The sequence below is a fragment of the Mycolicibacterium arcueilense genome (assembly GCF_058536225.1).
The window spans coordinates 101,558-121,840 of record NZ_JBZTYL010000010.1; the positions used below are offsets into that span (position 1 = coordinate 101,558).

At 65.3% G+C, this 20,283-nt stretch carries 22 protein-coding genes; 10 read left to right on the forward strand and 12 right to left on the reverse strand.

What is annotated here, in order from left to right:
- The first annotated feature begins 97 nt into the window (after nucleotides 1-97).
- From AC4LGL_RS15640 to AC4LGL_RS15650, 3 genes are all read left to right on the forward strand, one after another.
- Nucleotides 98-1,480 (forward strand): 9-bladed beta-propeller domain-containing protein, encoded by a 1,383-nt coding sequence (locus AC4LGL_RS15640; RefSeq protein ID WP_491839555.1) that lies wholly within the window; start codon nucleotides 98-100, stop codon nucleotides 1,478-1,480.
- A 134-nt stretch (nucleotides 1,481-1,614) separates the two neighbouring features.
- The gene (locus AC4LGL_RS15645; protein ID WP_491839556.1) at nucleotides 1,615-2,823 is read left to right on the forward strand and encodes a cytochrome P450; all 1,209 of its coding nucleotides are present in this window, start codon (nucleotides 1,615-1,617) and stop codon (nucleotides 2,821-2,823) included.
- Nucleotides 2,820-3,308 (forward strand): hypothetical protein, encoded by a 489-nt coding sequence (locus tag AC4LGL_RS15650; RefSeq protein ID WP_491839557.1) that lies wholly within the window; start codon nucleotides 2,820-2,822, stop codon nucleotides 3,306-3,308. The genes AC4LGL_RS15645 and AC4LGL_RS15650 overlap by 4 nt, the downstream gene beginning before the upstream one ends.
- A 20-nt stretch (nucleotides 3,309-3,328) precedes the next feature.
- Here the strand turns inward: AC4LGL_RS15650 and AC4LGL_RS15655 are convergent, their stop codons facing one another.
- Nucleotides 3,329-4,591: an amidohydrolase family protein gene (locus AC4LGL_RS15655; RefSeq protein WP_491839558.1), complete on the reverse strand. Its 1,263-nt coding sequence runs from the start codon at nucleotides 4,589-4,591 to the stop codon at nucleotides 3,329-3,331.
- Between the two features lie 24 nt (nucleotides 4,592-4,615).
- Between AC4LGL_RS15655 and AC4LGL_RS15660 the strand changes: the two genes are divergently transcribed.
- Nucleotides 4,616-5,482, forward strand: a complete 867-nt coding sequence (locus tag AC4LGL_RS15660; protein ID WP_491839559.1) for an AraC family transcriptional regulator — start codon at nucleotides 4,616-4,618, stop codon at nucleotides 5,480-5,482.
- Here AC4LGL_RS15660 and AC4LGL_RS15665 read toward each other — a convergent pair.
- Nucleotides 5,391-6,209: a DUF2127 domain-containing protein gene (locus AC4LGL_RS15665; protein ID WP_491839560.1), complete on the reverse strand. Its 819-nt coding sequence runs from the start codon at nucleotides 6,207-6,209 to the stop codon at nucleotides 5,391-5,393. The genes AC4LGL_RS15660 and AC4LGL_RS15665 overlap by 92 nt on opposite strands.
- 27 nt (nucleotides 6,210-6,236) lie before the next feature.
- Entirely contained in the window at nucleotides 6,237-6,899 is a 663-nt protein-coding gene (locus AC4LGL_RS15670; RefSeq protein WP_491839561.1) for an O-methyltransferase, read from the reverse strand.
- Between the two features lie 29 nt (nucleotides 6,900-6,928).
- On the opposite strand from AC4LGL_RS15670, the gene AC4LGL_RS15675 reads away from it, so the two are divergent.
- The 4 genes from AC4LGL_RS15675 to AC4LGL_RS15690 all read left to right on the forward strand — a co-directional run bounded on the left by AC4LGL_RS15675 (nucleotide 6,929) and on the right by AC4LGL_RS15690 (nucleotide 9,599).
- Nucleotides 6,929-7,636, forward strand: coding sequence for a histidine phosphatase family protein (locus AC4LGL_RS15675; protein ID WP_491839562.1), 708 nt, complete (start codon nucleotides 6,929-6,931; stop codon nucleotides 7,634-7,636).
- Between the two features lie 132 nt (nucleotides 7,637-7,768).
- Nucleotides 7,769-8,056, forward strand: coding sequence for a hypothetical protein (locus AC4LGL_RS15680; RefSeq protein WP_055118876.1), 288 nt, complete (start codon nucleotides 7,769-7,771; stop codon nucleotides 8,054-8,056).
- Nucleotides 8,057-8,156: 100 nt separating this feature from the next.
- Nucleotides 8,157-9,059, forward strand: coding sequence for a DMT family transporter (locus tag AC4LGL_RS15685; RefSeq protein ID WP_491839563.1), 903 nt, complete (start codon nucleotides 8,157-8,159; stop codon nucleotides 9,057-9,059).
- Between the two features lie 12 nt (nucleotides 9,060-9,071).
- Nucleotides 9,072-9,599, forward strand: coding sequence for a hypothetical protein (locus AC4LGL_RS15690; RefSeq protein WP_491839564.1), 528 nt, complete (start codon nucleotides 9,072-9,074; stop codon nucleotides 9,597-9,599).
- A gap of 4 nt (nucleotides 9,600-9,603) precedes the next feature.
- Here AC4LGL_RS15690 and AC4LGL_RS15695 read toward each other — a convergent pair whose 3' ends face one another.
- From AC4LGL_RS15695 to AC4LGL_RS15705, 3 genes are all read right to left on the reverse strand, one after another.
- Nucleotides 9,604-10,755, reverse strand: a complete 1,152-nt coding sequence (locus tag AC4LGL_RS15695) for an MCE family protein (protein WP_491839704.1) — start codon at nucleotides 10,753-10,755, stop codon at nucleotides 9,604-9,606.
- A gap of 242 nt (nucleotides 10,756-10,997) precedes the next feature.
- Nucleotides 10,998-11,705, reverse strand: a complete 708-nt coding sequence (locus tag AC4LGL_RS15700; RefSeq protein ID WP_491839565.1) for an SDR family NAD(P)-dependent oxidoreductase — start codon at nucleotides 11,703-11,705, stop codon at nucleotides 10,998-11,000.
- A 15-nt stretch (nucleotides 11,706-11,720) separates the two neighbouring features.
- Nucleotides 11,721-12,299, reverse strand: a complete 579-nt coding sequence (locus tag AC4LGL_RS15705; RefSeq protein WP_491839566.1) for a TetR/AcrR family transcriptional regulator — start codon at nucleotides 12,297-12,299, stop codon at nucleotides 11,721-11,723.
- 87 nt (nucleotides 12,300-12,386) lie between these two features.
- Between AC4LGL_RS15705 and AC4LGL_RS15710 the strand changes: the two genes are divergently transcribed.
- Nucleotides 12,387-12,947 carry a carboxymuconolactone decarboxylase family protein gene (locus AC4LGL_RS15710; RefSeq protein ID WP_418021114.1) on the forward strand — a complete coding sequence of 187 codons (561 nt, stop codon included), beginning with the start codon at nucleotides 12,387-12,389 and terminating at the stop codon, nucleotides 12,945-12,947.
- A gap of 12 nt (nucleotides 12,948-12,959) precedes the next feature.
- On the opposite strand, the gene AC4LGL_RS15715 is transcribed toward AC4LGL_RS15710, so the two are convergent.
- Entirely contained in the window at nucleotides 12,960-15,113 is a 2,154-nt protein-coding gene (locus tag AC4LGL_RS15715) for an elongation factor G-like protein EF-G2 (protein WP_491839567.1), read from the reverse strand.
- 151 nt (nucleotides 15,114-15,264) lie between these two features.
- Here AC4LGL_RS15715 and AC4LGL_RS15720 point away from each other — a divergent pair, with 151 nt between their 5' ends.
- Nucleotides 15,265-16,062 (forward strand): hypothetical protein, encoded by a 798-nt coding sequence (locus tag AC4LGL_RS15720; RefSeq protein ID WP_491839568.1) that lies wholly within the window; start codon nucleotides 15,265-15,267, stop codon nucleotides 16,060-16,062.
- Here the strand turns inward: AC4LGL_RS15720 and AC4LGL_RS15725 are convergent.
- From AC4LGL_RS15725 to AC4LGL_RS15745, 5 genes are all read right to left on the reverse strand, one after another.
- Entirely contained in the window at nucleotides 16,042-17,397 is a 1,356-nt protein-coding gene (locus tag AC4LGL_RS15725; protein ID WP_491839569.1) for a 9-bladed beta-propeller domain-containing protein, read from the reverse strand. The two genes, AC4LGL_RS15720 and AC4LGL_RS15725, sit on opposite strands and share 21 nt — an antisense overlap.
- A complete protein-coding gene (locus AC4LGL_RS15730) occupies nucleotides 17,394-18,122 on the reverse strand; it encodes a hypothetical protein (protein WP_491839570.1) in 729 nt (242 codons plus the stop codon). The genes AC4LGL_RS15725 and AC4LGL_RS15730 overlap by 4 nt, the downstream gene beginning before the upstream one ends.
- Complete coding sequence (locus AC4LGL_RS15735; RefSeq protein ID WP_491839571.1) at nucleotides 18,119-19,465, reverse strand: WXG100 family type VII secretion target; 1,347 nt, start codon at nucleotides 19,463-19,465, stop codon at nucleotides 18,119-18,121. The genes AC4LGL_RS15730 and AC4LGL_RS15735 overlap by 4 nt, the downstream gene beginning before the upstream one ends.
- Nucleotides 19,466-19,468: 3 nt before the next feature.
- Entirely contained in the window at nucleotides 19,469-19,753 is a 285-nt protein-coding gene (locus AC4LGL_RS15740; RefSeq protein ID WP_064935325.1) for a WXG100 family type VII secretion target, read from the reverse strand.
- Between the two features lie 96 nt (nucleotides 19,754-19,849).
- Nucleotides 19,850-20,269 carry a TIGR03668 family PPOX class F420-dependent oxidoreductase gene (locus AC4LGL_RS15745; RefSeq protein WP_418021118.1) on the reverse strand — a complete coding sequence of 140 codons (420 nt, stop codon included), beginning with the start codon at nucleotides 20,267-20,269 and terminating at the stop codon, nucleotides 19,850-19,852.
- Between the last annotated feature and the right edge of the window lie 14 nt (nucleotides 20,270-20,283).

A 20,283-nucleotide genomic window follows, 5' to 3' on the forward strand; every position in this document is an offset into this window, starting at 1 on the left:
AACTGTGTTATCCCTGAACACAAATTGGTGTCCGGACCGTCGTCGCACCGTTGCTAATGTCACCGGTGTCCAGGCAGACGAAATTTGGGGGTACCGCATGCGTGGGTCGGAGGCGGAATCCGGTGGGCACCGTCGAAAGTGGTGGCCGGCCACGCTCGTCAGCATCGCAGGTGTCGTCAGCGGCTGTTGGCTCCCCTTTCCGTCCGCTGTTGAACTCGATCCGGTCAGTTACCCCGGCCGGGTCGGCGTACCAGGTCAGGTGTTGTTGCCGTCGCTGCAGTCGGAGCCGGTGCCAGGATGGCGGGTGGATCTCAACAAGATCCTTTCCCAACCGGTCAAGATCAATCCGGAATACATCGGCAACGACGGCGACCGCGCCTACTTCACCGTCGAGTATCTGGTCCGCACAAAGGGGCTGAGGAAGACCGCGGTGCTGGGCATCGATGTCTCGAACGGTACGACGCTCTTTCCTCCGGTGGATATCCCCGATGCCCGATCCGCCGACTGCTTTCTCAATGGCCCGCGACGGCTGGTGTGTGTCAACGATCTGTTGAGCGATGATCGCGACGATGTGTGGGTTGTCGACAGTGACGCGGGCGCCGTCATCGCGCACGTTCCGACCGGACTTCGTCCACAACAGGAAGGCGCGCGAGCGCTTGAAGTGAAGCAGGTGGGCAACTATGCGGTCGCGTTGGAAAAGGGTGTCGGAGCGCACGGCATCGGAGACCAGGGACAGCTGACGTGGTCGGTGGCGGGCGACGGTGACCTGCTGTCGACGTTCGACCAAAGCCGATTCCCGGGCGACCCGCCGACAACGGTCGCGGCGACCATGAATGCCGACGGTCCGGAGACCGTGTTCTCTGTCGTCGACGGGGCGGTGCTGGCCGAGAACGTCGACCGGCGAGTCGAACCCGTCATCGGCGGCTTCATGATGGATGAGCAGCGCGGCCGTGGTTCCCAGGTGTTCGGGTTCTACGACGAGAAGGGCACCAAGGTCGGCGAATATCGCCCACCGAAGGGGGCATCGGCTGTGCCGACCGGCGAAGGTGAGCTGCCGGTGTTGGCGATCAACCTCGACGATGCGCAACTGGTGCTCGACAATCACGGCACTCCGATGTCGGTGGTCAAGACCGAGAACGCCGTAGCGGACCGATTCATCGGCGAACACCTCTTCCTCAACCACGATCTCGGTGTCCACGGACGTGACGTGGTGTGGAAGAAGTTCGACCTGACGACTGGAGACCAGGTGTCGGCGTGTTCCGGGGTACCGCTGGGTTCGATGGACTTCGTCGGCTCCGACGGCACGGTGGTGATCGGTCGATTCGAACGTGACGGGGCATTGACGGCAGTCGACACCGATACCTGCGAGACGCTGTGGCAGATCGCCGATCCGCCCGCCATGTGGGCGGCCGGATCAACCCTTGTGCAGCTACTGCCGCAGAGCGCCGAGTTCACCGCGCTGGTACCGCCGACCAGGTGACTCCATCTGGGGTGCCACCCGCACGCCCGTCGGCGTACTAGCCGATCGGATACTTGAACCACACCTACTGTAACTATTACAGTTGGGCGTCCCACAATGATGTCGGGGCGGGTTGGGTATTCCAGCGGGAGGCCATGTTGACGACGGCGCAGGTGGTGTTCGACCCGTTCTCGGCGGATTTCTTCAACGGCCCGTACGAGACCTATCGGCGAATGCGGGAGGAAGCCCCGGTCTACTACAGCGCCGAATACGACTTCTACGCGCTGACCCGGCACGTCGACGTAGCGGCCGCATTCAAGGACTTCGAGACGTACTCGTCGGCGTACGGCGTCGACCTCGCCATGGTCCGGACGGGACAGAAGGCGCCGGCGAAGATGATCATCTCGCTGGATCCGCCCGAGCACCGGCACATGCGCAGCCTGGTGAACAAGGTCTTCACCCCCAGGGCGATCACGGCGTTGCAGGACATGGTGTCCCAGCAGATCGATCGCTACCTCGGAGCTGTCGATCCGGCGGGATTCGATGTGGTGTCCGACTTCTCGGCGTACTTCCCGGTCGAGGTCATCACCACCATGCTCGGGGTGCCGCCGGAATCACGCCAGCAGGTGCGCCTGTGGATCGATGCCTCGCTGCACCGGGAGCCGGGCCAGATCGAGATGTCGGAATCCGGGATCGAAGCGATGGCCCAGTCCTGGCTGTTGTACTACGACCTGATCAAACAGCGCCAGGCCGAGCCGCGCGGCGACATGATCAGCAGGTTGATCGCCGCCGAGATCGAACGCGAGGACGGCGAGCTGACCCGCCTGCGCAATTCCGAAATCGCGGGATTCGCCACCCTTCTCGGCGGTGCCGGGGCCGAGACGGTGACCAAGCTCGTCGGTGCGGCCACCGTGATGTTCGCCCGTCACCCCGAACAGTGGCAGCGTCTGCGCGAGGACCGCAGCAAGATACCGGCCGCGATCGAGGAACTGCTGCGGTACGAGGCTCCGGCTCAGTACAACGTTCGACGTTCGCAACGTGAGATCGACCTGCACGGTGTGACGATTCCGGCGGGCAAGCCGGTGTTCCTGGTCGGCGGTTCGGCCAACCGTGATCCCGATGCCTGGACGGACCCCGACGTGTTCGACATCGACCGGGACCGTACCGAGGCCCAGAACCTCGGATTCGGATACGGGATCCACAGCTGCCTCGGTGCCGCACTGGCCAGATTGGAATGCAGCATCGCCCTGGACAAGCTCCTGGACTTCATGCCGCGCTACGAGGTGGCGTGGGACCGCTGCGAGCGAGTGAGTATGCAGAACGTGGCGGGCTGGGCCCACGTCCCGGTGCGAGTACTGCGATGAAGGGCGAAAAAGGCGGCGGCGCAGTCGGATACCGTATGCACGTGGTGGCCCGGGACGCTGCGGAACTGGCGGCCAACGCCGGCGGCCTGATCGTCGACCGGACGATGAGTGGTTGGCGGGTCACGGTGGCACTTTTCGACGCGGTCGACGTTCGGCCGCTGCAGATCCTCGGTGCCGAGTTGGTCGATGAGACGACCGCACCGGGGCATCCGGACGAGGAGCAGTGCGTGGTGGTCATGGGCGCCGACGCGTACGCCCGCGCGATTTCAGGCGACAGTCGACAGCTCCCCGCAGGGTGCGCCGAAGTACTGGTCTGGGGAGAATCACCGGACCCGAGCCGTCGGTTCGGACACAACCTGAGCGCGGCTGCACGGGCATTCAAGACACTGGCCGTCGCCGCAGCGCATCTCACCGTGGAAGTAGCCGTCTCTGAGGCCTTCACCTCGGTGGCTACCAAGACCGGCGACGTAATCCTGCGTGCCTAACGCCGCCGGTCAACGGCGGCTCAGGCCTTGGCGAGCTGCTTCTGCTCGTAGAGGCGGGCCCATTCCGCGCGCGGGCGGATCGAGGTGTCGACGTCGGTTGCCTTGGCGCGCAACGCACCAACGGTGGCCTGATCCCGCGGCGTCAGTGCAAACGGATCCCAGCCGAAGAACCGTGCCGAATTCTGCCAGGTGATCTTGTTGATGTCGGAATCGCTTGCGCCGGCGGCATTCAGCTCGGCGAGTACCTGCTCGGGGGCGTCGGGCCAGAAGCAGTCGCTGTGTGGGTAGTCGCATTCCCAGGCGATGTTGTCGATACCGATCTCGTGACGCAGCTTCAGCGACGTCTTGTCGGTGACATAGCAGGCCAGTGAGTGCTCGCGGAACACGTCGGACGGCAGCTTGTCGCCGAAGTCGCGGCGCAGCCACTTCTGGTTGGTGTAGTGGCGGTCGCTTCGGTCGAGATAGAAAGGAATCCAACCGATTCCGCCCTCGGAGAAGGCGAACTTGAGGTCGGGGTAGTTGCGCATCGCCGGTCCCCACAGCAGGTCCTGGGCGCACATCGCCGAGACCTGGGTGGCCAGGATGATCAGGTTGTCGATCGGCGCGTTGGGCGCCATGCTGATCGCCCCGAAGCCCGTGCCGATGTGCAGACACATCACCACGTTCTCTTCGGACAGGGTGCGGAACACCGGGCCCCAGTAGTCCTCGTCGTGGTAGCTCGGCAGGCCCTCGAGGTGTGGCAGTTCGGGCATCGTCACCGCGCGGCAACCCTTGGCGGCCACGCGGCGGATCTCGGCGCACATCCCCTCGGGAGTCCACGTCGGCAGGATCGCGATCGGGATGAAGCGTCCGGGCGCCGAACCGGCCCACTCGTCGATGTGCCAGTCGTTGTAGGCCGACACCATCACCAGCGTGACGTCTTCGCGGGTCATGTTGAGGTGGCGCGCGGAGAACCCGGTGAAGGTCGGGAAGCACATCGAGGCCAGGATGCCGTTGCGGTCCATGTCGCGGACCCGCTCGTGGACGTCGTACACACCGGGCCGCATCTCGGCGAACCCGGCCGGATCACGACCCCACTCCTCGGCAGGCCACGACACCACCGCGTTGAGACCGGACACGCCCTGCGGGCGGCCCTGGTACATCCACTGATCGACGCCCTTGTCGTCGGTCACCACGATGGGTGCCTCGGGCTTGTATTTCGCCGGCACGTGGTTGAGAAACATGTCGGGCGGCTCGACGACGTGGTCGTCGATGCTGATCAGGATCAGGTCGTCAGTCTGCATAGTTCAGTAGTACCGTCTAGCAGTGTGACCGTCTCTGCACTTTCGGACAGGGGTTTGACCGAACCGGCCAACATGCCCCGGCCGGTCATCGAACTGCGCCGTGGCGGCCACGCGCCGGCCGGCAGCTACCTCTACGAAGGCGACGGACTGATCACCGGCTGGCACTCCCACGAGGTGCACCAGATCGAGTACGCGCTGCACGGTGTGGTCGAGGTCGAGACCGACGCCGCGCACTATCTCCTTCCGCCGCAGCAGGCCGCCTGGATTCCCGCCGGCCTGCAACACCAGGCCGTGATGAACCCCGACGTCAAGACCGTCGCGGTGATGTTCGATGCCGAGATGATCGCCGATGGCGGCGATCGGGCTCGGATCATCGCGGTGTCCCCGCTCATTCGCGAGATGATGATCTACGGGTTGCGCTGGCCGGTCGACCGCGCCCATGGCGATGACACATCCGACACGTTCTTCCGAACGTTGGCCAACCTGGTCGTCGAGGCGCTCGATCACGAAGCGCCGCTGAGCCTGCCGACCACCGACCATCCGATCGTGGCCGCCGCGCTGGCCTACACCAAGGAACACCTCGCCTCGGTGACGGCCGAGGACGTCAGCCGGGCCGTCGCGGTGTCCGAACGGACGTTGCGCCGCCTGTTCGCCGATACGATCGGAATCTCTTGGCGGACATATCTTCTGCATGCCCGGATGCTGCGAGCCATGGCATTGCTGGCCGGGCCCGATCAGTCGGTGCAGGCGACCGCGACGGCGGTGGGGTTCGAGAACCTCAGCTCGTTCACCCGGTGCTTCACCCAGTTTTGTGGTCAGACGCCGTCGGCGTATCGGAACCGCTCGCGTGAGGAGCATCAGGCGTCGCCAACCCGGCCCGTTCGACACTGAGCAGGCTCTCGGTGTGATGCTCGGCGCGGTAGGCCTCGCCGCCACCGTTGATCCCGAAAAGCCTTTTGCTCCAGAGCAACCAGACCACTGCGGCCAGGTTGATCACCAGGGCTCCCAGACGCAGGGCGGTCACCTTCTCGGTGAGCTCGTAGATTTCCAGCGGCAGGAAGACGCCGGTGGCGATCACCGCGAAGTACTCGCCCCATCGTTTCATCAACCACAGGCCGACGGCCTCGGTGAACTCGACCAGGGCATAGGCGGCGACGCCGACGGCGATCCACAGCAGGGTGGCCGACGACAACGTGAACGCCTCGCCGATGTGCCGCACGATCTTGGAATCGTCGATGTTCCAACCGATCTGGTCGGCCAGCGGCCGCATCAGCGGAATGTCCTTCTCGAACGCGTCCTGCAGCTCACTGCGCGATGCGCGCACCTTGAGGATGCCCACTGCCAGCAGCGTGAACACGATCCCGCGCACCGCCCGCTCGGCGGCGAGCAGTCGCATGATGGTGCGGTCTCGCAGCAGCCGGCCGCGGGGGATCTCCGGTGCGGTGTCGGCGGGTCCGTGACCGCGGGGCGGGCCGACCACGAACGTCTCGCACCGCAGACAACGCCACGCCTCCCCGACCGGGGTGTCGACGCGCAGCCGGTCGCGCAGTTCCGGTTCGTCCGGGGCGAACGTGGCGTGACCGCGCAGCCCGCATGACCGCAGCGCGAAATCGACCATGTCAGCACCGTAGCCCGGCCGAACCGGCTAAGCGCGGCAGCTGAGCTCCATGCTGTCGCTGTCGCGGGCCAGGAAGTTCACGCTGACATACCCGTTGGCTGGCTCGCGGACATGGTCCAGATACGGCTGGGTGTCCGCCATCGACGTGTTGTCCGCGACCAGCAGTGCGCCCGTGGCGAGCTGGGGCTCGAGAAGTTTGAGCACCGGCAGATAGAGCTCCTTCCAGCCGTCGAGCAGGACGAAGCCGATGTCGCCCGTCACCGTCTTGAGCGTCTCCAGCGCGTCGCCCTCCAGCACGGTGATGACGTCGTCGAGGCCGCTCTCGGCGAAGGTCTGCTTGGCCGCAGCGATCTTCGCGGCACTGAGCTCGGTGGTGAAGACCCGGCCGGTTCCGTTGTCGCGCACGGCCGATGCCAGGTGCAGCGCCGAGAGGCCGAACGACATGCCGAACTCGACCACGATCGCGGGCTTGGTGGCCCGAACCAGGGAGTAGAGCAGCCGGCCGGCCTCCCGCGTCACCGGCATGTAGATGTCGCTGAGGGCATCCGCACGTTCCTGCGCGGTGGCACCGGACAGATCGGCGAAGCGGCCCGACCCGCCCTCGCGCATCTTCTTGAACTGCTCGTCGGAGGCGGCGTACATCCGGTCCAGCGCGTCCGCGACGCGCGCGTCGTCGAGAGTGGTAGTCACGCTGACGAACCTACGCCGAAGGGTGAATTATGGCCGGTGTGCGAAAACTACGAGCACTCCCGCTGTCTGCCGCCATCGTTCTAGTCCTCGCCACGCTGCTGGCTCCGGTCGCGGCGGCGGGCGGCTACCGCTCCATCACCCTGACCTTCGTCCGGCACGCCCAGTCGGCGGGGAACGCCTCAGGTCTCATCGACAGCTCCACGCCGGGGCCGCCGCTGACCGATCTGGGCCGGCAACAGGCCGTCGCCAGTGCAGAACGCCTGGCGCCGAACCACTACGACGGCATCTTCGCCTCGACGATGATCCGGACCCAGCAGACCGCTCAGCCGATGGCCGACACTCTGCACGAGTCGATCACCGTGTTGCCCGGGCTCCACGAGGTCGAGGCAGGCATCTACGAGGGCCAGCCCGAGGCGAGCGCGGTCCAGACGTACTTCACCGCCCCCGAGCAGTGGCTGCGTGGTGACCGCAACGCCCGCATTCCAGGCTCGATCGACGGAAACGAGTTCGACGCCCGGTTCGACGGGGCGGTGCAGCAGATCTACGACAGCGGCGACGACGAACCTGTCGCGTACTCGCACGGCGCCGCGATCATGCTGTGGGTGCAGATGAACGTCCGCAATCCCAATCCTCAGCTGCTGATGCAGCACCCGCTCGACAACACCGGCTATGTCGTCATCAAAGGCAATCCGACCGACGGCTGGACCCTGACCGACTGGGACGGAGCGGGAAGCTAGCTGCCGAAGTGATCTACCCGCCATAAACTGGCGGAATGCGGCGCCGATCACGTCTGGGTCGAACACCGGCCGGGCGCGGTTACTGTGTGCCAAGGCAAGCGGAGATGGGAGCGCGGCTATGAGGTTTCTGTCATGAGGTTTCGGTTGTTGCCCTACGTGACCGTCGAGGTCGACGACCGGGTACGGCTGCGGGCACGCCGGGCCGGTGAGCGGCTCCGGATCAATCTCAGGGCCTACCTGCGTAGTGCCGCCGACGAGGTCGAGACCGCCAGCGGCCGGGTCCGCGACATGTGCGACAACGCGGTGAACCGCGTCGACCTGGCCGTGGCCAGCGTCAACGACAAGATCGCTCCCGCCCCGCCGACCGCTCCCACAGACTCTGCCGACGAGCCCCCGAAGCGGCATCTGCAGGTCGTCTAGCCCGGAGCAGCGCGCAGCGCGTCCGCGCTCTACGGTTGAAGGGCACTGGCCTTCTCTTCTCGAGAGGTCGACACATCGGCCCGGGAGGGGTTGACGAGGCTTGCTCGGCAACAGTCTTGCGGTGCTGTTCGCCCTGTGCGCAGCGGTTTTCGCGGCTGTCGGCATTGTGGTGCGGCAGCGCGCCACCATGGACGTGCCGCCCGAAAAGGGCGTCAGCACCGTCATGCTGCGGACCCTGCTGCGCCGCAGGCTCTGGTGGGCCGGGACCGCATCGGCGGTGGCCGGGTACGTGTTCCAGGCGCTCGCACTCGGATTCGGCTCGCTGCTCCTTGTCCAGCCGGTGCTGGTGTCGGCCCTGTTGTTCGCGCTTCCGCTCAGCGCCCGCCTGGCCCACCGGAAGGTCAGCCGCGCCGAATGGCTGTGGGCCCTGTTGCTGACCGGCGCGCTGACCGTGTTCGTGGCGCTGGCCAGGGCCAGCACCGGAACCTATGGGGTATCTGTGGCCACCACGGTCACCGTCGTCGTGGTCTGCGCCACGGCCGTCGGCCTGTGTGTCCTGGCCGCCACCCGGAGTACCAACTGGCGCCGTGCGGTGCTGTTGGCACTGGCCGTTGGCGTGATGTTCGGCGTGGTCGCCGTACTGACCAAGATCGTGATGCACACGATCGCGGTCGACGGTGTGCTCGCGGTACTCACCACGCCGGCCCTCTACCTGGTGGTGACTCTCGGGGTGGTTGCGACGCTGTTGCAGCAGTCGGCATTTCACGCCGGCTCCCTGCAGACCTCGGTGCCGACCATGCTGGTGCTCGAGCCGGTCGTGGCCGTCGTTCTCGGTTCGGTGGTGCTGGGGGAGCACCTGTCGATCACCGGGTGGGAGCCCGTCGCACTCGCGGTGGCAATCGGTGCGATGGCCGCCGCCACCATCGCACTCGGCCGGGACGAGGGCGCGTACGAGGAGAAGCTCGAGGCCGAACTGGAGGTCAAGACCACTCGGCCCGTCTGAAATTGGTGCGCCGTGACGGTCGACTCGTCATTGACCGGACTCCTGGTCACCGGTAGTGACTTCCCGGCCGGTTGGCATGTGGAGGACGTCAGCCAGAAGATGGCCGAGGAGTCGGGCAAGACCTCGCTGTCCAGCGGGGTGGCCGCCATGGTCAGCGAACGGCAGGGCACCCCGGGGGTGATCGCCACCCTCAGCCGTGAACCGGACTCCGGACTGGTGGCGGTGACCGAGAAATGGCTGAGCCAGTGTCAGGCGTTCAGCGTGGAGAAGGACGGTGTGAAAGCCGAAGCGGCGGTGCACCGCCTCGAACCGCCGGCCAGCAAGGCCGATGCCCAGGTCGGCTTCGACATGACGTCGACCGCAGGCGCCGTCGGCGAGACCATGAAGATGATGATCAAGGGCTACACGGCGCAGGTCGGCGACATCGTCGTCATGTGCATCGCGGTGGGCGGCGAGTCGAGCAGCCGCAGCGTCGCGCCGGATGTCGAGATGCTCAACGCGGTGTTCACCGAGCAGGTGACCAAGGTCCGCAACGGCTGACGCGCTACGGGTTGATCGTGTTCTCGCCGATCTGGCGGCCCCACACGTACTCGGACACGAGCGGCTGGCCGAGTTCGAAGTGGTTGTACGGCGCGATCGAGGCACCGATGTCCATGACCAGGTAGGGAGCCGGCCACAGGTCCTTGGTGATCGGCTGCCAGCAGCCGGGCCGCCCTTCGGGCCCGCCGGTGGCGTTCACCCGGGGCAGGTTGTCCGGATAGACCCACGCGTTGGGTGCACCGACGAGGAAGTCCTGAAGCTCGAATCCGTAGCCGTTACGGGTCTGCTGGGCGAACTTCGGTGCGGCCTCGGCGTAGTTGTGGATCATGCAGTACAGCGCCGGGCTGTTGCGGTCCAGCATCGCGCTGACCGGCAGCAGGTCCTGCGCGCCGCGGACCAGGTACGGGCCGCCGCGCTCGAAGATGTCGCCGCCGGTGTTGCCGAAGCCGACCGCGGCCACCAACGCCTGGTCGAGGTTGCCGCGCTGCTCGTTGAGGGTGCGGGCGGTGGTGACGGCGTTGGTCAGGCCGTCGAACAGGTCGGGGGCGGCGTTGGCGTAGACCTCGCCGAGGTCGGCCAGACCGGAGATGTCGCGGCGGATCTGGGGCATCCGCGGATTGAGGTCCGCCAGGATGTCGTTGCCGTTGATGATCGACTGGCCGAACTTGTCACCCAGCCCGTCGAGGGCCTGCGCCGTCGCGGTCAGGGTCTCGTTGAGCTTGATCGGGTCGATCTGCTCGGAGATCGCGGTGATCGTCTCGAACAGCGTGTTGAACTCCGTCGTCACGCCCTTGGCGCGAATCGGGATGGACGGGTCGACCCGTGCCGACGACGGATTGTCCGGTGCGACGAACGAGATGTACTTGTTGCCGAACACCGTGGTGGCCTTGAGTTCGGCGGTGACGTTCTCGGGGATCAGCTTGAGGTATTTGGGCTTGACGTCGAGCGTGAGCTGGGCCTGCTGCTCGCCGTCGACATCGGCCACGTCCACGGCGGTCAACCTGCCGATCGGCACACCGTTGAACGTGACCTTCGAACCAGGATCCATCGACAGACCAGAACGGTTGGACAACACCGTGAGCTGCGTCTTTTCCTCGAACACGCCGCGGAACTGCATCCACGTCAACACCAGCACCGCGATCACCAAGATGACCATGCCCGCGCATGCGGTCTTGTACGGCGGGTCGTACCGCCAGTGCTTGAACCGCTGTTGAAAGCGGTCCCGCACCGTCGCGGTGGATGAGGCCACGCGCAAACCTCCGACATATTGACGCAGCCAGCTAGTAAGTGAGCAAAACTGTCGCAAACAACCAGAGACAACTGCAACTACAGGCCGCCCAGTGCGGCGAACATCAAATTGCCAACTCTGGGAGACCCCCGTCACAGCGTAAGCGCTGATCAGGTATTTCTGCCGCCGTTCACGCCGACGACCTGGCCGGTGATATAGCCGGCCTCCTCAGAGATGAGGAACGAACACGTTGCTGCAATGTCCTCCGGCCGCCCTATCCGCCGTACCGGGGTGGCGTCGATGGTGTTCTGGATGTCGCCCAGCTCGCCACGAGATTCGGCGGCGCGCAGCATCGGCGTGTCGATGAAACCCGGCGGAACGGCGTTCACCGTGATGCCGGCCGGGCCGAATTCCAGGGCCAGCGACTTGGTCAGCCCGTTGACGGCGGACTTGGCTGCCACGTAGTCCGACATGTACGGCACGCCGGAGTGGGTGCTCGACGAGGAGATGTTGACGATGCGGCCCCAGCCCGCGGCGATCATGTCGGGCAGTGCGGCCTGGACGACATGGAAGACACCGTTGAGGTTGACGTCGACGACCCTCTGCCAACGCTCGAAGGTGAGTTCGGTGAACGGCGTGAAATCGCTGAGACCGGCCGAGTTCACCAGGATCGTGACGGGGCCCAACTGCTCCCGGACCGCCTTGAAGACCGCGTCGACCTGGGCCCGGTCGGTGACGTCGGCCGCGTAGGCGTGCGGGTCGTCGGAGGCGTTGAGGTCGAGGGTGGCCACCTGGTACCCGTCGGCGGCCAGCCGGTCGGCGATCGCCTTGCCGATTCCGGAGGCGCCCCCGGTGACCAATGCTGTCTTGGCTGTCATCTCTGTTCCTTTTCGTCAGCGCCGGGTGATGCGCAGGCCGAGAGCGCGGCGAGCGGCCTCGGTCAGATGGTGGTAGAGCTCCTCATCGGTGAGGCCCGCCGAAGCGATGCCCGCGCCGCCGGCGATCCCCGAGAACACCATCGCCGCCTTGACGGTGCCGGCCGGACCAGGATCGACATCGGCCAGAAGAGCCATCTGGCGGTCGATCACGGAGTCCCACTCGGGCCGGGTACGCAGGGCCTCGTTCACGCTCGGGTCGGTGCCCAGCACCGAGACCATGGCGCGGTTGTGCACGGCCAGGTCGGCGTAGCCGCGCACCATGCGGTCGGCCCGGTTGTGTACGCCGCGGAGGTTCTCGGCCTCTTCGACGATCCGCTGCATCTGCCGCAGGAGCGGGTCCAGCGCCGCCGTCAGCAGTTGTTCACGGGTACGGAAGTGGTAGTAGATGGCGGCCTTGGTGAAGCCCAGCTCGTCCGCGATCATCTGCAGCGACGTGCCCGCGAAGCCGTGTCGGGTGAACAGCCGGACCGCAGCCTCGACGAGGCGTTCTCGGGTGGTGCTCGAGCCGGCCGGTTCGGCCGTGGCGGCGTCCATCGGTGCTTCCCCTCGTGTGCGCTGCGGCAAAATCTCCTTTACGATCGTAAAGGAGATTACTAGTCGATCGTAAAGTGGGGCCATCACATGTTGACGCCGTTGCCGGCCGAGGACTGGGACGATCAGGCACGCGAGGCGTTGGCCTCCACGGTGCCGCCGGAGCGTCGCCGCCCGGACAAGGTGGGCAACGCGTTGTCGACGCTGGTGCGCCATCCCATGCTGGCCGGGGCCTTTCTGCCGTTCAACACCTACCTGCAGAAGGACTCCACGTTGCCCGAGCGCATCCGTGAGCTGGTGATCCTGCGTACTGCCTTTCACCACGGCTGTGTGTACGAGTGGGGTCATCACAGTGCAATGGCGCGGCAGGTGGGGCTGAGCGAGGTCGACGTCGAGGCGGCCCGAAGTGGCTCGGCGACAGATGAATTCGACCAAGCCGTGCTGGACGCGGTCGACGAACTGCACGCCGGATCCCGGATATCGGCCGGGGTCTGGGAGCGCCTCGGGCAGCGACTCGACGACCGGCAGCGGATGGACCTGATGTTCACCTTCGGTGGCTACAGCACACTTGCCTTCGCCCTGAACACCTTTGACGTCCAGCTTGAGAACGGCGCAGGCAGCGACGAGTTCTACGCCTCGATGAGGAGCTGAGCTGACCGACGACTACGCGGAGCGGCGCACCCGGGCGGCGGCCGATTCTGGCATCGGCTCATAGCGGGCGAACTGTCGGCTGAACGTCCCGGCGCCATGCGACAGTGACCGCAGGTCGATCGCATACCGGGTCAGCTCGACCTCGGGAATTTCCGCCTTCACCACGGTCCGGTCCTCGTCGGCCTTGTCCGTGCCGAGTACGCGGCCGCGCCGCGCGGCCAGATCGCTCATCACCGCGCCCACGAGATCGTCGGGCACCACCACGGTCACGTCGTCGATGGGCTCGAGCAGGTTCACCCCGGCAGCTTCGGACGCCTCCCGCAACGCCAGCCCGCCCGCCATCTGGAAGGCGAAGTCAGAAGAGTCGACGCTGTGTGCCTTGCCGTCGACCAGCGTCACCCGAATGTCGACGACGGGATACCCGACCTCGGAACCGACCCCCTTCTCCATCTGCGCGCGTACGCCTTTCTCGACGCTCGGGATGAACTGGCGCGGTACGGATCCGCCGACGACCTTGTCGACGAACTCGAACCCGGTGCCCTCCGGCAGCGGCTCGACCTCGATGTCGCAGACCGCGTACTGACCGTGCCCGCCGGACTGCTTGACGTGCCTGCCGTGTCCTTTTGCCTTGCCGCCGAGCGTTTCTCGCAGTGGTACCCGCAGCTCGACCGTGTCCACCGACACCCCGTAGCGCCGCGACAATCCATCGAGCACCACCCCGGCGTGCGCCTCACCCATGCACCACAGCACGATCTGGTGCGTTTCGGGATTCTGCTCGATGCGCAGCGTGGGATCCTCGGCGGCCAGCCGCTGCAACCCGACCGAGAGCTTGTCCTCGTCGGTCTTGGCGCGTGGCTGCACCGCGATCGGCAGCAGCGGGTCGGGCATGGTCCACGGGCGCAGCACCAGGGGATCAGCCTTGTCGCTGAGGGTGTCACCGGTCTCGGCCCGGCTGAGTCGCCCGATCGCACAGATGTCCCCGGCCACCACCGACGGGGCCGGGCGCTGCTGCTTGCCCAGCGGGAAGGACAAGGTGCCGATGCGCTCGTCCTCGTCGTGATCCGCGTGGCCGTGGGATCCCTCAGGTGCCACAGCGTCGTTGAAGGCAGAAAAATGGCCCGACACATGCACGGTGGCGTCGGGCCTGATGGTGCCGGAGAACACCCGGACCAGGCTGACCCTGCCGACATAGGGATCCGACGTCGTCTTCACCACCTCGGCCAGCAGCGGCCCGGACGGGTCGCAGGCCATCGGCTTGCGGGCCGCGCCGCTGGCCGCGAACACCTCGGGCAGACGGTGCTCGGGCGGCGACGGGAAGCCACGGGTGGCGATCTCCAGCAGCTCCAGCGTGCCGACCCCGGATCCACTGCACACCGGGATCACGGGGAAGAACGAGCCGCGGGCCACCGCCTTCTCTAGGTCGGCGATCAACACCGCCTCGTCGATCTCCTCGCCGCCGAGGTAGCGCTCCATCAGCGTCTCGTCCTCCGACTCCTCGATGATTCCCTCGATCAGGGAGCCGCGGAGCTCGGCGATCTCGTCGTCATAGGCGCCGTCGGGCGGCCGGGTGGTGCGGGTGCCGTCGCTGTAGCAGTAGTAGGTGCGGGTGAGAAGCCCGATGACTCCCTCACCGGCAGGGAAGTACAGCGGCGCGACCTTGTCACCGAATGCCTGCTGGGCGCCGGCCAGGGCACTGGCGTAGTTGGCTCGGGCGTGATCGAGCTTGGTGATGACCACCGCCCGCGGCATCCCCACCGCCGTGCATTCCTGCCACAACGCCTTGGTCGGCTCGTCGATGTCCTCGTTGGCCGCGATCACGAACAGTGCGCAGTCGGCGGCGCGCAACCCGGCGCGGAGTTCCCCGACGAAATCCGCGTATCCGGGGGTGTCGATCAGATTGACCTTGATCCCGTTGTGCTGCAACGGGGCAAGCGCCAGCCCGACCGAGCGCTGCTGGCCGATCTCAGCCTCGTCGAAATCGCAGACCGTCGATCCGTCGACCACCGAACCCGCCCGGGTCAGCACACCGGCGGCGACCAGGAGAGCCTCGACGAGGGTGGTCTTGCCGCCACCCGACGGGCCGACGAGCGCCACGTTGCGAATGGCGGCGGGGCTGTCCGCGGTGGGAACAGCCCCGTTGCCGGCCGAATGGGTCTTGTCCGCCATGGCACTCCTCCTGGTGTCCCCGGGGCGTCCCCTGGGCCCGCCGGACCTGCTCTCCACCATTCCCCGATGTGATCTGGAGCACAAGGGCTGCCCGGTCGGGCCGCAGGTGAACATTCCGAGGAAGTGCACAGCAAGCTGTCAGAATGTGGCCATGACGCATGCGTTGGATGCGGTGGGCACTGTCGCGGTGGTCGATCTTGAGGCAGCCTGCGAGCTGTACGGCCGCGACACGTTGCCGTACCCGTTGGGCCGTAGCCGGCCGGTGGGGTCGGTATGGCTGCTCACCAGAGACGTGGGGCCGATCGAAGATCGTCTCAACGGTGGTGATCTTGCGCGCGTGCGCGCGTGGGTGGAAGCCTTTGTGCGGGCTGATGTTTGCGTCGGTTGTCGGGTCAGCCTCTCCGGTCGGGACACCCCCGATCTTCGGTTGAACGGCCTGCTGGCCGGCGACTCAGGTTTTGTCGCGGTGCAGCACAGTGACCCCGATGGCGTCGACGCTGTCGACGTCTACGCGGTATCACCGGGGGCCGTCGGCGCGGTGATCGCTGATTCGGTCGGCTTGGCCGGTGCCGGTTCCCATCTGCGTATCGCGGTGGCAGGCCTGGACGATCGCCTTCCGGCTCCACCGCCTGGGGCGGTCGACGAATATGACGACCTCGGCTTCCTGATTCCACATGCCGAATCGGACGGTCCGCCCGTCCATGTGGTGGACGGGCGTGATGTCGCAGCGATCGGGACAGTGCAGTCGCTCTCCGGTTCGACTCGGTACTGGGTCACGGTCGACGATGACGGCGACTACCTGTACGCGCCCGGCGGTGCCGGTTACGCCGAACCGCTCGATGCCGAGACGCTGCGTGCGTGCCTCGATGGACCTGTCGCCGATGCGATTGTCGATGTGGGCGGCGAGATGTCAGGCCAGTGGGACGATTCAGTCGGGTGGGACGAGTGATGAGAGCTCGTTGTTGACACGCTGGACGAGTGTCGTGTTCACCCGCCAGAGGTCTTTGGCTTCGTCATCGGTCGACCCGGGCAGCGTCCACAGGATTTCGCACGTCGTCAGATCCATGGCCTGAGCCAGAGCCAGGGTACGACCACCGCCCATGACCACGACATCGCCGCTTGAGCCGATGTAGGAGTACCACAGAGCCTCGTTGTCGCAGGTCTTGGCTTCTTCACCGGTCCGCAGATCGAACTGTCGCCACATGCGGCGGTCCTCATCTGTGGACACCAGCAGTGTCGTGCCGGCCAGGCGCGTGTAGGGCATCAGTTTCGGGTCCGACAGCTCCAACAGGGGCTTGCCGGCCATCGTGAGGACTCGGTCGGCGTCGGCGGTTCGTGCCACAGGAATGACTTCAGAGCCGGAGAGTAGCTCTGCGGCACCGTCGAATTGGCCCTTCTCGGTGCCCGCATTATCGAAGAATGTGATGCCGGTGTCTTTGTAATCGAGCTGGCGCTGGTAGGCAAAGCCATCCGGGTATACGACAGCTCGGCGAACTTCTTCGCCGGCGGGCACCTTCGGTGTGAGCACCTTGCCGTCGGCGACGGAGAACACCACGTCGGGCTCACGGAGGCGGGACGCCACCGCCAGAACAGACGCGGGGACATCGCTGGCGTCGTCTGTAGGGAAGTCCACCAACCCGGTGCCCGGCACGTGCCAGGTCAGTTCGGCGCGTGGGCCGACGCCGTAGACGCCCCGATCATCGACGGTGGCCACCAGGTAATCGCCGAGCTGCTGGACAGCCGGATCTGCCTTGGGCATGGACGACCTCAGGTCGGTGGGGCCGTCGTACAGCAACGCACCGGTATCGGTGTCGATGACCCAGGCATGTGTCGGGGCATCCTGCGGGGTGTGACCCCGCAGGCACACGACCATCTTCGGGCCATTGGCAAAACAGGCCGAGGCCAGCATTCCCTCGGCGCTTTCGTGACGGCCCAACCGGACCGGCTCGAACAGTTTGTGTCCGTTGCTCACGTCGATGCCGATCACCGACCAGTCCGCAGTGGTCATCGCCAGAAAGATGGCCCGGTCCCCGACGTTGCGGATCGGTGAGTAGCGGATGTGGGCTTTGGCATCCAATCCGAGTGTGGCTGCGCCGATCCGCCAGCCGCGCACGGGTTGGCGCTGCATCGGCATCGCCAGTCGGGCCTGTTCAGGTAAACCCAGCTCCTCAGCTGTGGGCAGTTTGTTGCGCACCGGTTGTCCGTCAACGACGCAACCGGCCGTCAGCAGCATGAGCACGACGAGCGTCGCTGTTGTCAGTCGAGACCGGGTACTCGGAGTCACTGGATAGTGAACTTCTCATCATCAAGCCGCTGTAGGGCCCGACCATCGGTCAGTTCGTCGCGACACTCGGGATGCTGCCAGTAGAACCGCACCCACTCACGCAGTGCGTTGCTGTTGTCGGTGATGCCGTCGGCGAGGAGTGTGGCGCTTCTGCCCTCGGGCAGCACCAGGACGATTAGTTCGCGTCCCCGAATTTTGCGATGGAGGGGATGGTCCTGAATCTGGGCGATCTCGTCCCAGCCAGCGCGCCTGAGTGCTAGCCACTGCCCGTTCCACATTTCGCAGCCATCGGGCGTCAAGCGAAGATAGCTGTCACCACCGTGAGCGATCATCCGCCACAGCGTCGGCACCCCGGCCAACAGAATAAAGGCGGCCAGCCAAGGCGTGGATCGGTAGACAGGCATGTGGAGAAGGCCAAACGGCGCCAAAACTGCATAAAGCAGGGCCCCTAATACGGCGGCACCCACCCAGGTCAGGGAAAGCGTGTCGAAGAGTTTCCTCGGCCGAATGGTGATGCCTTCCGAACCGACCTCAGCGCGTGGATGAGCCGACGATCTCATGACCGCCCATTGGAATGCAAAGCAGAAGAAGGCGAGAGCAAAGAATATGGCGATCGCCCCGGAAAAGGTGTTCCCGTCAAGGATCGCCGCAATGCCCCACCAACCGAACACGGCCCCGAATACTGGGACAAGGATGAATGCGGCTAAATTGCTGATAAATTTCATCGTGAGCAGAACTGATTTCCAAGGTAAGTGCCGAATGCGCCACCGATTTGTGAGCCACCTATTGAGATCAATCCTGCACCCACCCATCCCACCCCCGGGACCAACAGTGGAGCAAATCCGCCAGCAACAGAACCGGCGCCTGAGTATATATCGACACACCGTTCGAAGGCGGTTTTGGCGCCGGCCACGTTGAATACCGCCTCAGCGATACCCACGGCGGGGCCCGCAAATTTAGCGCCAGCCCCAAGACCGTGGAGCGCTTCTGCGCTGAGTTTGGGAATTACCCCACCTTGTGCTGCGAAAGTGTCCAGCCCGGTAAGTGCGCCGCCTGCGATAGCTGTGGGCGGGTTACTCAAAATTTCAATGGGGATATCGGCTTCTCGGTGGTCTGGCGTAATTACTTTCGACTCGGCTCGGCCGCCGGGCCATTCATGGCTTTCTAGTGTTGTGCCATCTGCAAGTAGTGTTGACGTCGTTGTGGCGCCGCTATAGTAGTAACCTGTACCCTTTTTCCAGGTGAAAGTACTTGTTTGCGAGACAAAATTTCCATCTTTGTCGTGCTGGGTCACCCGTAGTGTGGGTCCTCGGTCCCATTGGTATTCGTTGTCCTCGGTAACGACTTGAGTACTGCCATCCTGCATGGTGTGTGTGGTTGTCGTGATATCACCGTTTGTCTCCACTTTTGTGTCGCGGATCGTTTGTGCCATGTCGATATCTCGGAGCGTGGCCTGTTGCGTGGCGCCAACGTGTGAGAACGGGTTAGGTACTTCGTCACCTGGCTCCAGCGCCCCGGGATACAAGCGGTCCAGACTGGTGGGATCAGGTAACTGGAATCCGTGCGATTGTCCGGCGGCAGTCACTGCTGCGGCAGCAGCTTCGTCGGCAGCTCCCACATCCGTCAACAACAGATTGACAGTGATCTGTTCAGACTGCGCACGCTTTTCCAGAGCGGCCACCTGTTCGATGGTCATCTGGCCGCCGGTGATCAGGACTACCCATTGGTCGCTGACGTGCAACTGGCCGCTGTTGTCGATCTCGTCGGCCTTGTTCAGCAGTGCCGTGCGGGCGCTACCGATCGGGCCGGCGGCGCCGCTGAGCGCATCCCCCACGGCCGCGGTGTATCTCGAGAATTCATCGGTCTGTATTTTGGCTCGACCGAACATCGCCGTGGCTGCCTTGTGCGCATCACCAGACCACGCCTTGGTGTCTGCCATTTTCGCTAAGTTGGAGCTCATCCCGGATACTGCGGCACCGACGGCCTTGCCGGCGTTCTTGACCGCATCGCCGGCGGGTGTCAGAGAATCTGGATTCCAGCGTTCCAGCCTGGGGCGCGAGGGCAACACGTGTCAGAAGATCCCTTTGAAGCTGCCTGCCAGGTCAGCGTCGCTGACCTCGTAGGTGCCCGCCGCGCCGCGGACCGCGGTACCCATGTTGTTGACATTGGTGGCGATCTTCTCGGCGACCTGTTTGACGTGCGAGCCGACGAGTCGTGCCGCCCACTGCGTGGTCGATCCGTCCAGGCCGTCGGCTGCGGTGGCGACCTTGTTGCCGACGTCCGCTTCGCGGATCAGCCCCGATGCGATCTCCACCTGACCGGCGAAGGCGCGCAGGACCTCGGGGTCGACCTCCATGACAGCTCCGTTCAGCCGTTGGTTCGTTGCATCATCAATGATGTTAGGGCAGGTCGGTGGCCCCGCTGATCACCAATTTGGCTGCTCTGGGCGCTGTCACACCTGCCAGGACGACCAGCGCGTGACCTCGACGGTGACGACCGGGCCGTTCAGTGCAATCCGCTCGTACTGCGGATATTTCGCGCGTAACAGCCCGTAGCAGGCCGCCATCTGATCGCCGCCGTGATGGACCGTGGCCAGTCCGTCGGCTCTTACCCACCACAGGTCCGCCCACTCGTCGGTGTAGTGGTCGACCAGCAGGCTGACCCGGGAATCGTTTTCGATGTTGGCGAGTCGGCGCAGTCGCTGGGTGGACTTGGGTTTGGCGTCCACAGCGGAGTAGATGGTGTCGCCCTCGGCGGAACGATGCACGGCGAAGACCACCGGGACCAGGTGCGGTGCGCCGTCCGGTCGCAGTGTGGCCAGGACGGCAGTGGGTGCAGCGGCGAATCGAGTTGCGGCATCGAGATCAGCCATCGCTCGAGACTATG

Excerpts from the sequence above, each read along its gene's own strand:
- AC4LGL_RS15715 (WP_491839567.1), bottom strand. The coding sequence starts at position 15,113 with ATGGCGGACAAGACCCATTCGGCCGGCAACGGGGCTGTTCCCACCGCG.
- AC4LGL_RS15710 (WP_418021114.1), top strand. The coding sequence starts at position 12,387 with ATGTTGACGCCGTTGCCGGCCGAGGACTGGGACGATCAGGCACGCGAG.
- AC4LGL_RS15655 (WP_491839558.1), bottom strand. The coding sequence starts at position 4,591 with ATGCAGACTGACGACCTGATCCTGATCAGCATCGACGACCACGTCGTC.
- AC4LGL_RS15640 (WP_491839555.1), top strand. The coding sequence starts at position 98 with ATGCGTGGGTCGGAGGCGGAATCCGGTGGGCACCGTCGAAAGTGGTGG.
- AC4LGL_RS15700 (WP_491839565.1), bottom strand. The coding sequence starts at position 11,705 with ATGACAGCCAAGACAGCATTGGTCACCGGGGGCGCCTCCGGAATCGGC.
- AC4LGL_RS15740 (WP_064935325.1), bottom strand. The coding sequence starts at position 19,753 with ATGGAGGTCGACCCCGAGGTCCTGCGCGCCTTCGCCGGTCAGGTGGAG.
- AC4LGL_RS15720 (WP_491839568.1), top strand. The coding sequence starts at position 15,265 with ATGACGCATGCGTTGGATGCGGTGGGCACTGTCGCGGTGGTCGATCTT.
- AC4LGL_RS15650 (WP_491839557.1), top strand. The coding sequence starts at position 2,820 with ATGAAGGGCGAAAAAGGCGGCGGCGCAGTCGGATACCGTATGCACGTG.
- AC4LGL_RS15665 (WP_491839560.1), bottom strand. The coding sequence starts at position 6,209 with ATGGTCGATTTCGCGCTGCGGTCATGCGGGCTGCGCGGTCACGCCACG.
- AC4LGL_RS15705 (WP_491839566.1), bottom strand. The coding sequence starts at position 12,299 with ATGGACGCCGCCACGGCCGAACCGGCCGGCTCGAGCACCACCCGAGAA.
- AC4LGL_RS15745 (WP_418021118.1), bottom strand. The coding sequence starts at position 20,269 with ATGGCTGATCTCGATGCCGCAACTCGATTCGCCGCTGCACCCACTGCC.
- AC4LGL_RS15675 (WP_491839562.1), top strand. The coding sequence starts at position 6,929 with ATGGCCGGTGTGCGAAAACTACGAGCACTCCCGCTGTCTGCCGCCATC.
- AC4LGL_RS15695 (WP_491839704.1), bottom strand. The coding sequence starts at position 10,755 with ATGGTCATCTTGGTGATCGCGGTGCTGGTGTTGACGTGGATGCAGTTC.
- AC4LGL_RS15680 (WP_055118876.1), top strand. The coding sequence starts at position 7,769 with ATGAGGTTTCGGTTGTTGCCCTACGTGACCGTCGAGGTCGACGACCGG.
- AC4LGL_RS15730 (WP_491839570.1), bottom strand. The coding sequence starts at position 18,122 with ATGAAATTTATCAGCAATTTAGCCGCATTCATCCTTGTCCCAGTATTC.
- AC4LGL_RS15645 (WP_491839556.1), top strand. The coding sequence starts at position 1,615 with ATGTTGACGACGGCGCAGGTGGTGTTCGACCCGTTCTCGGCGGATTTC.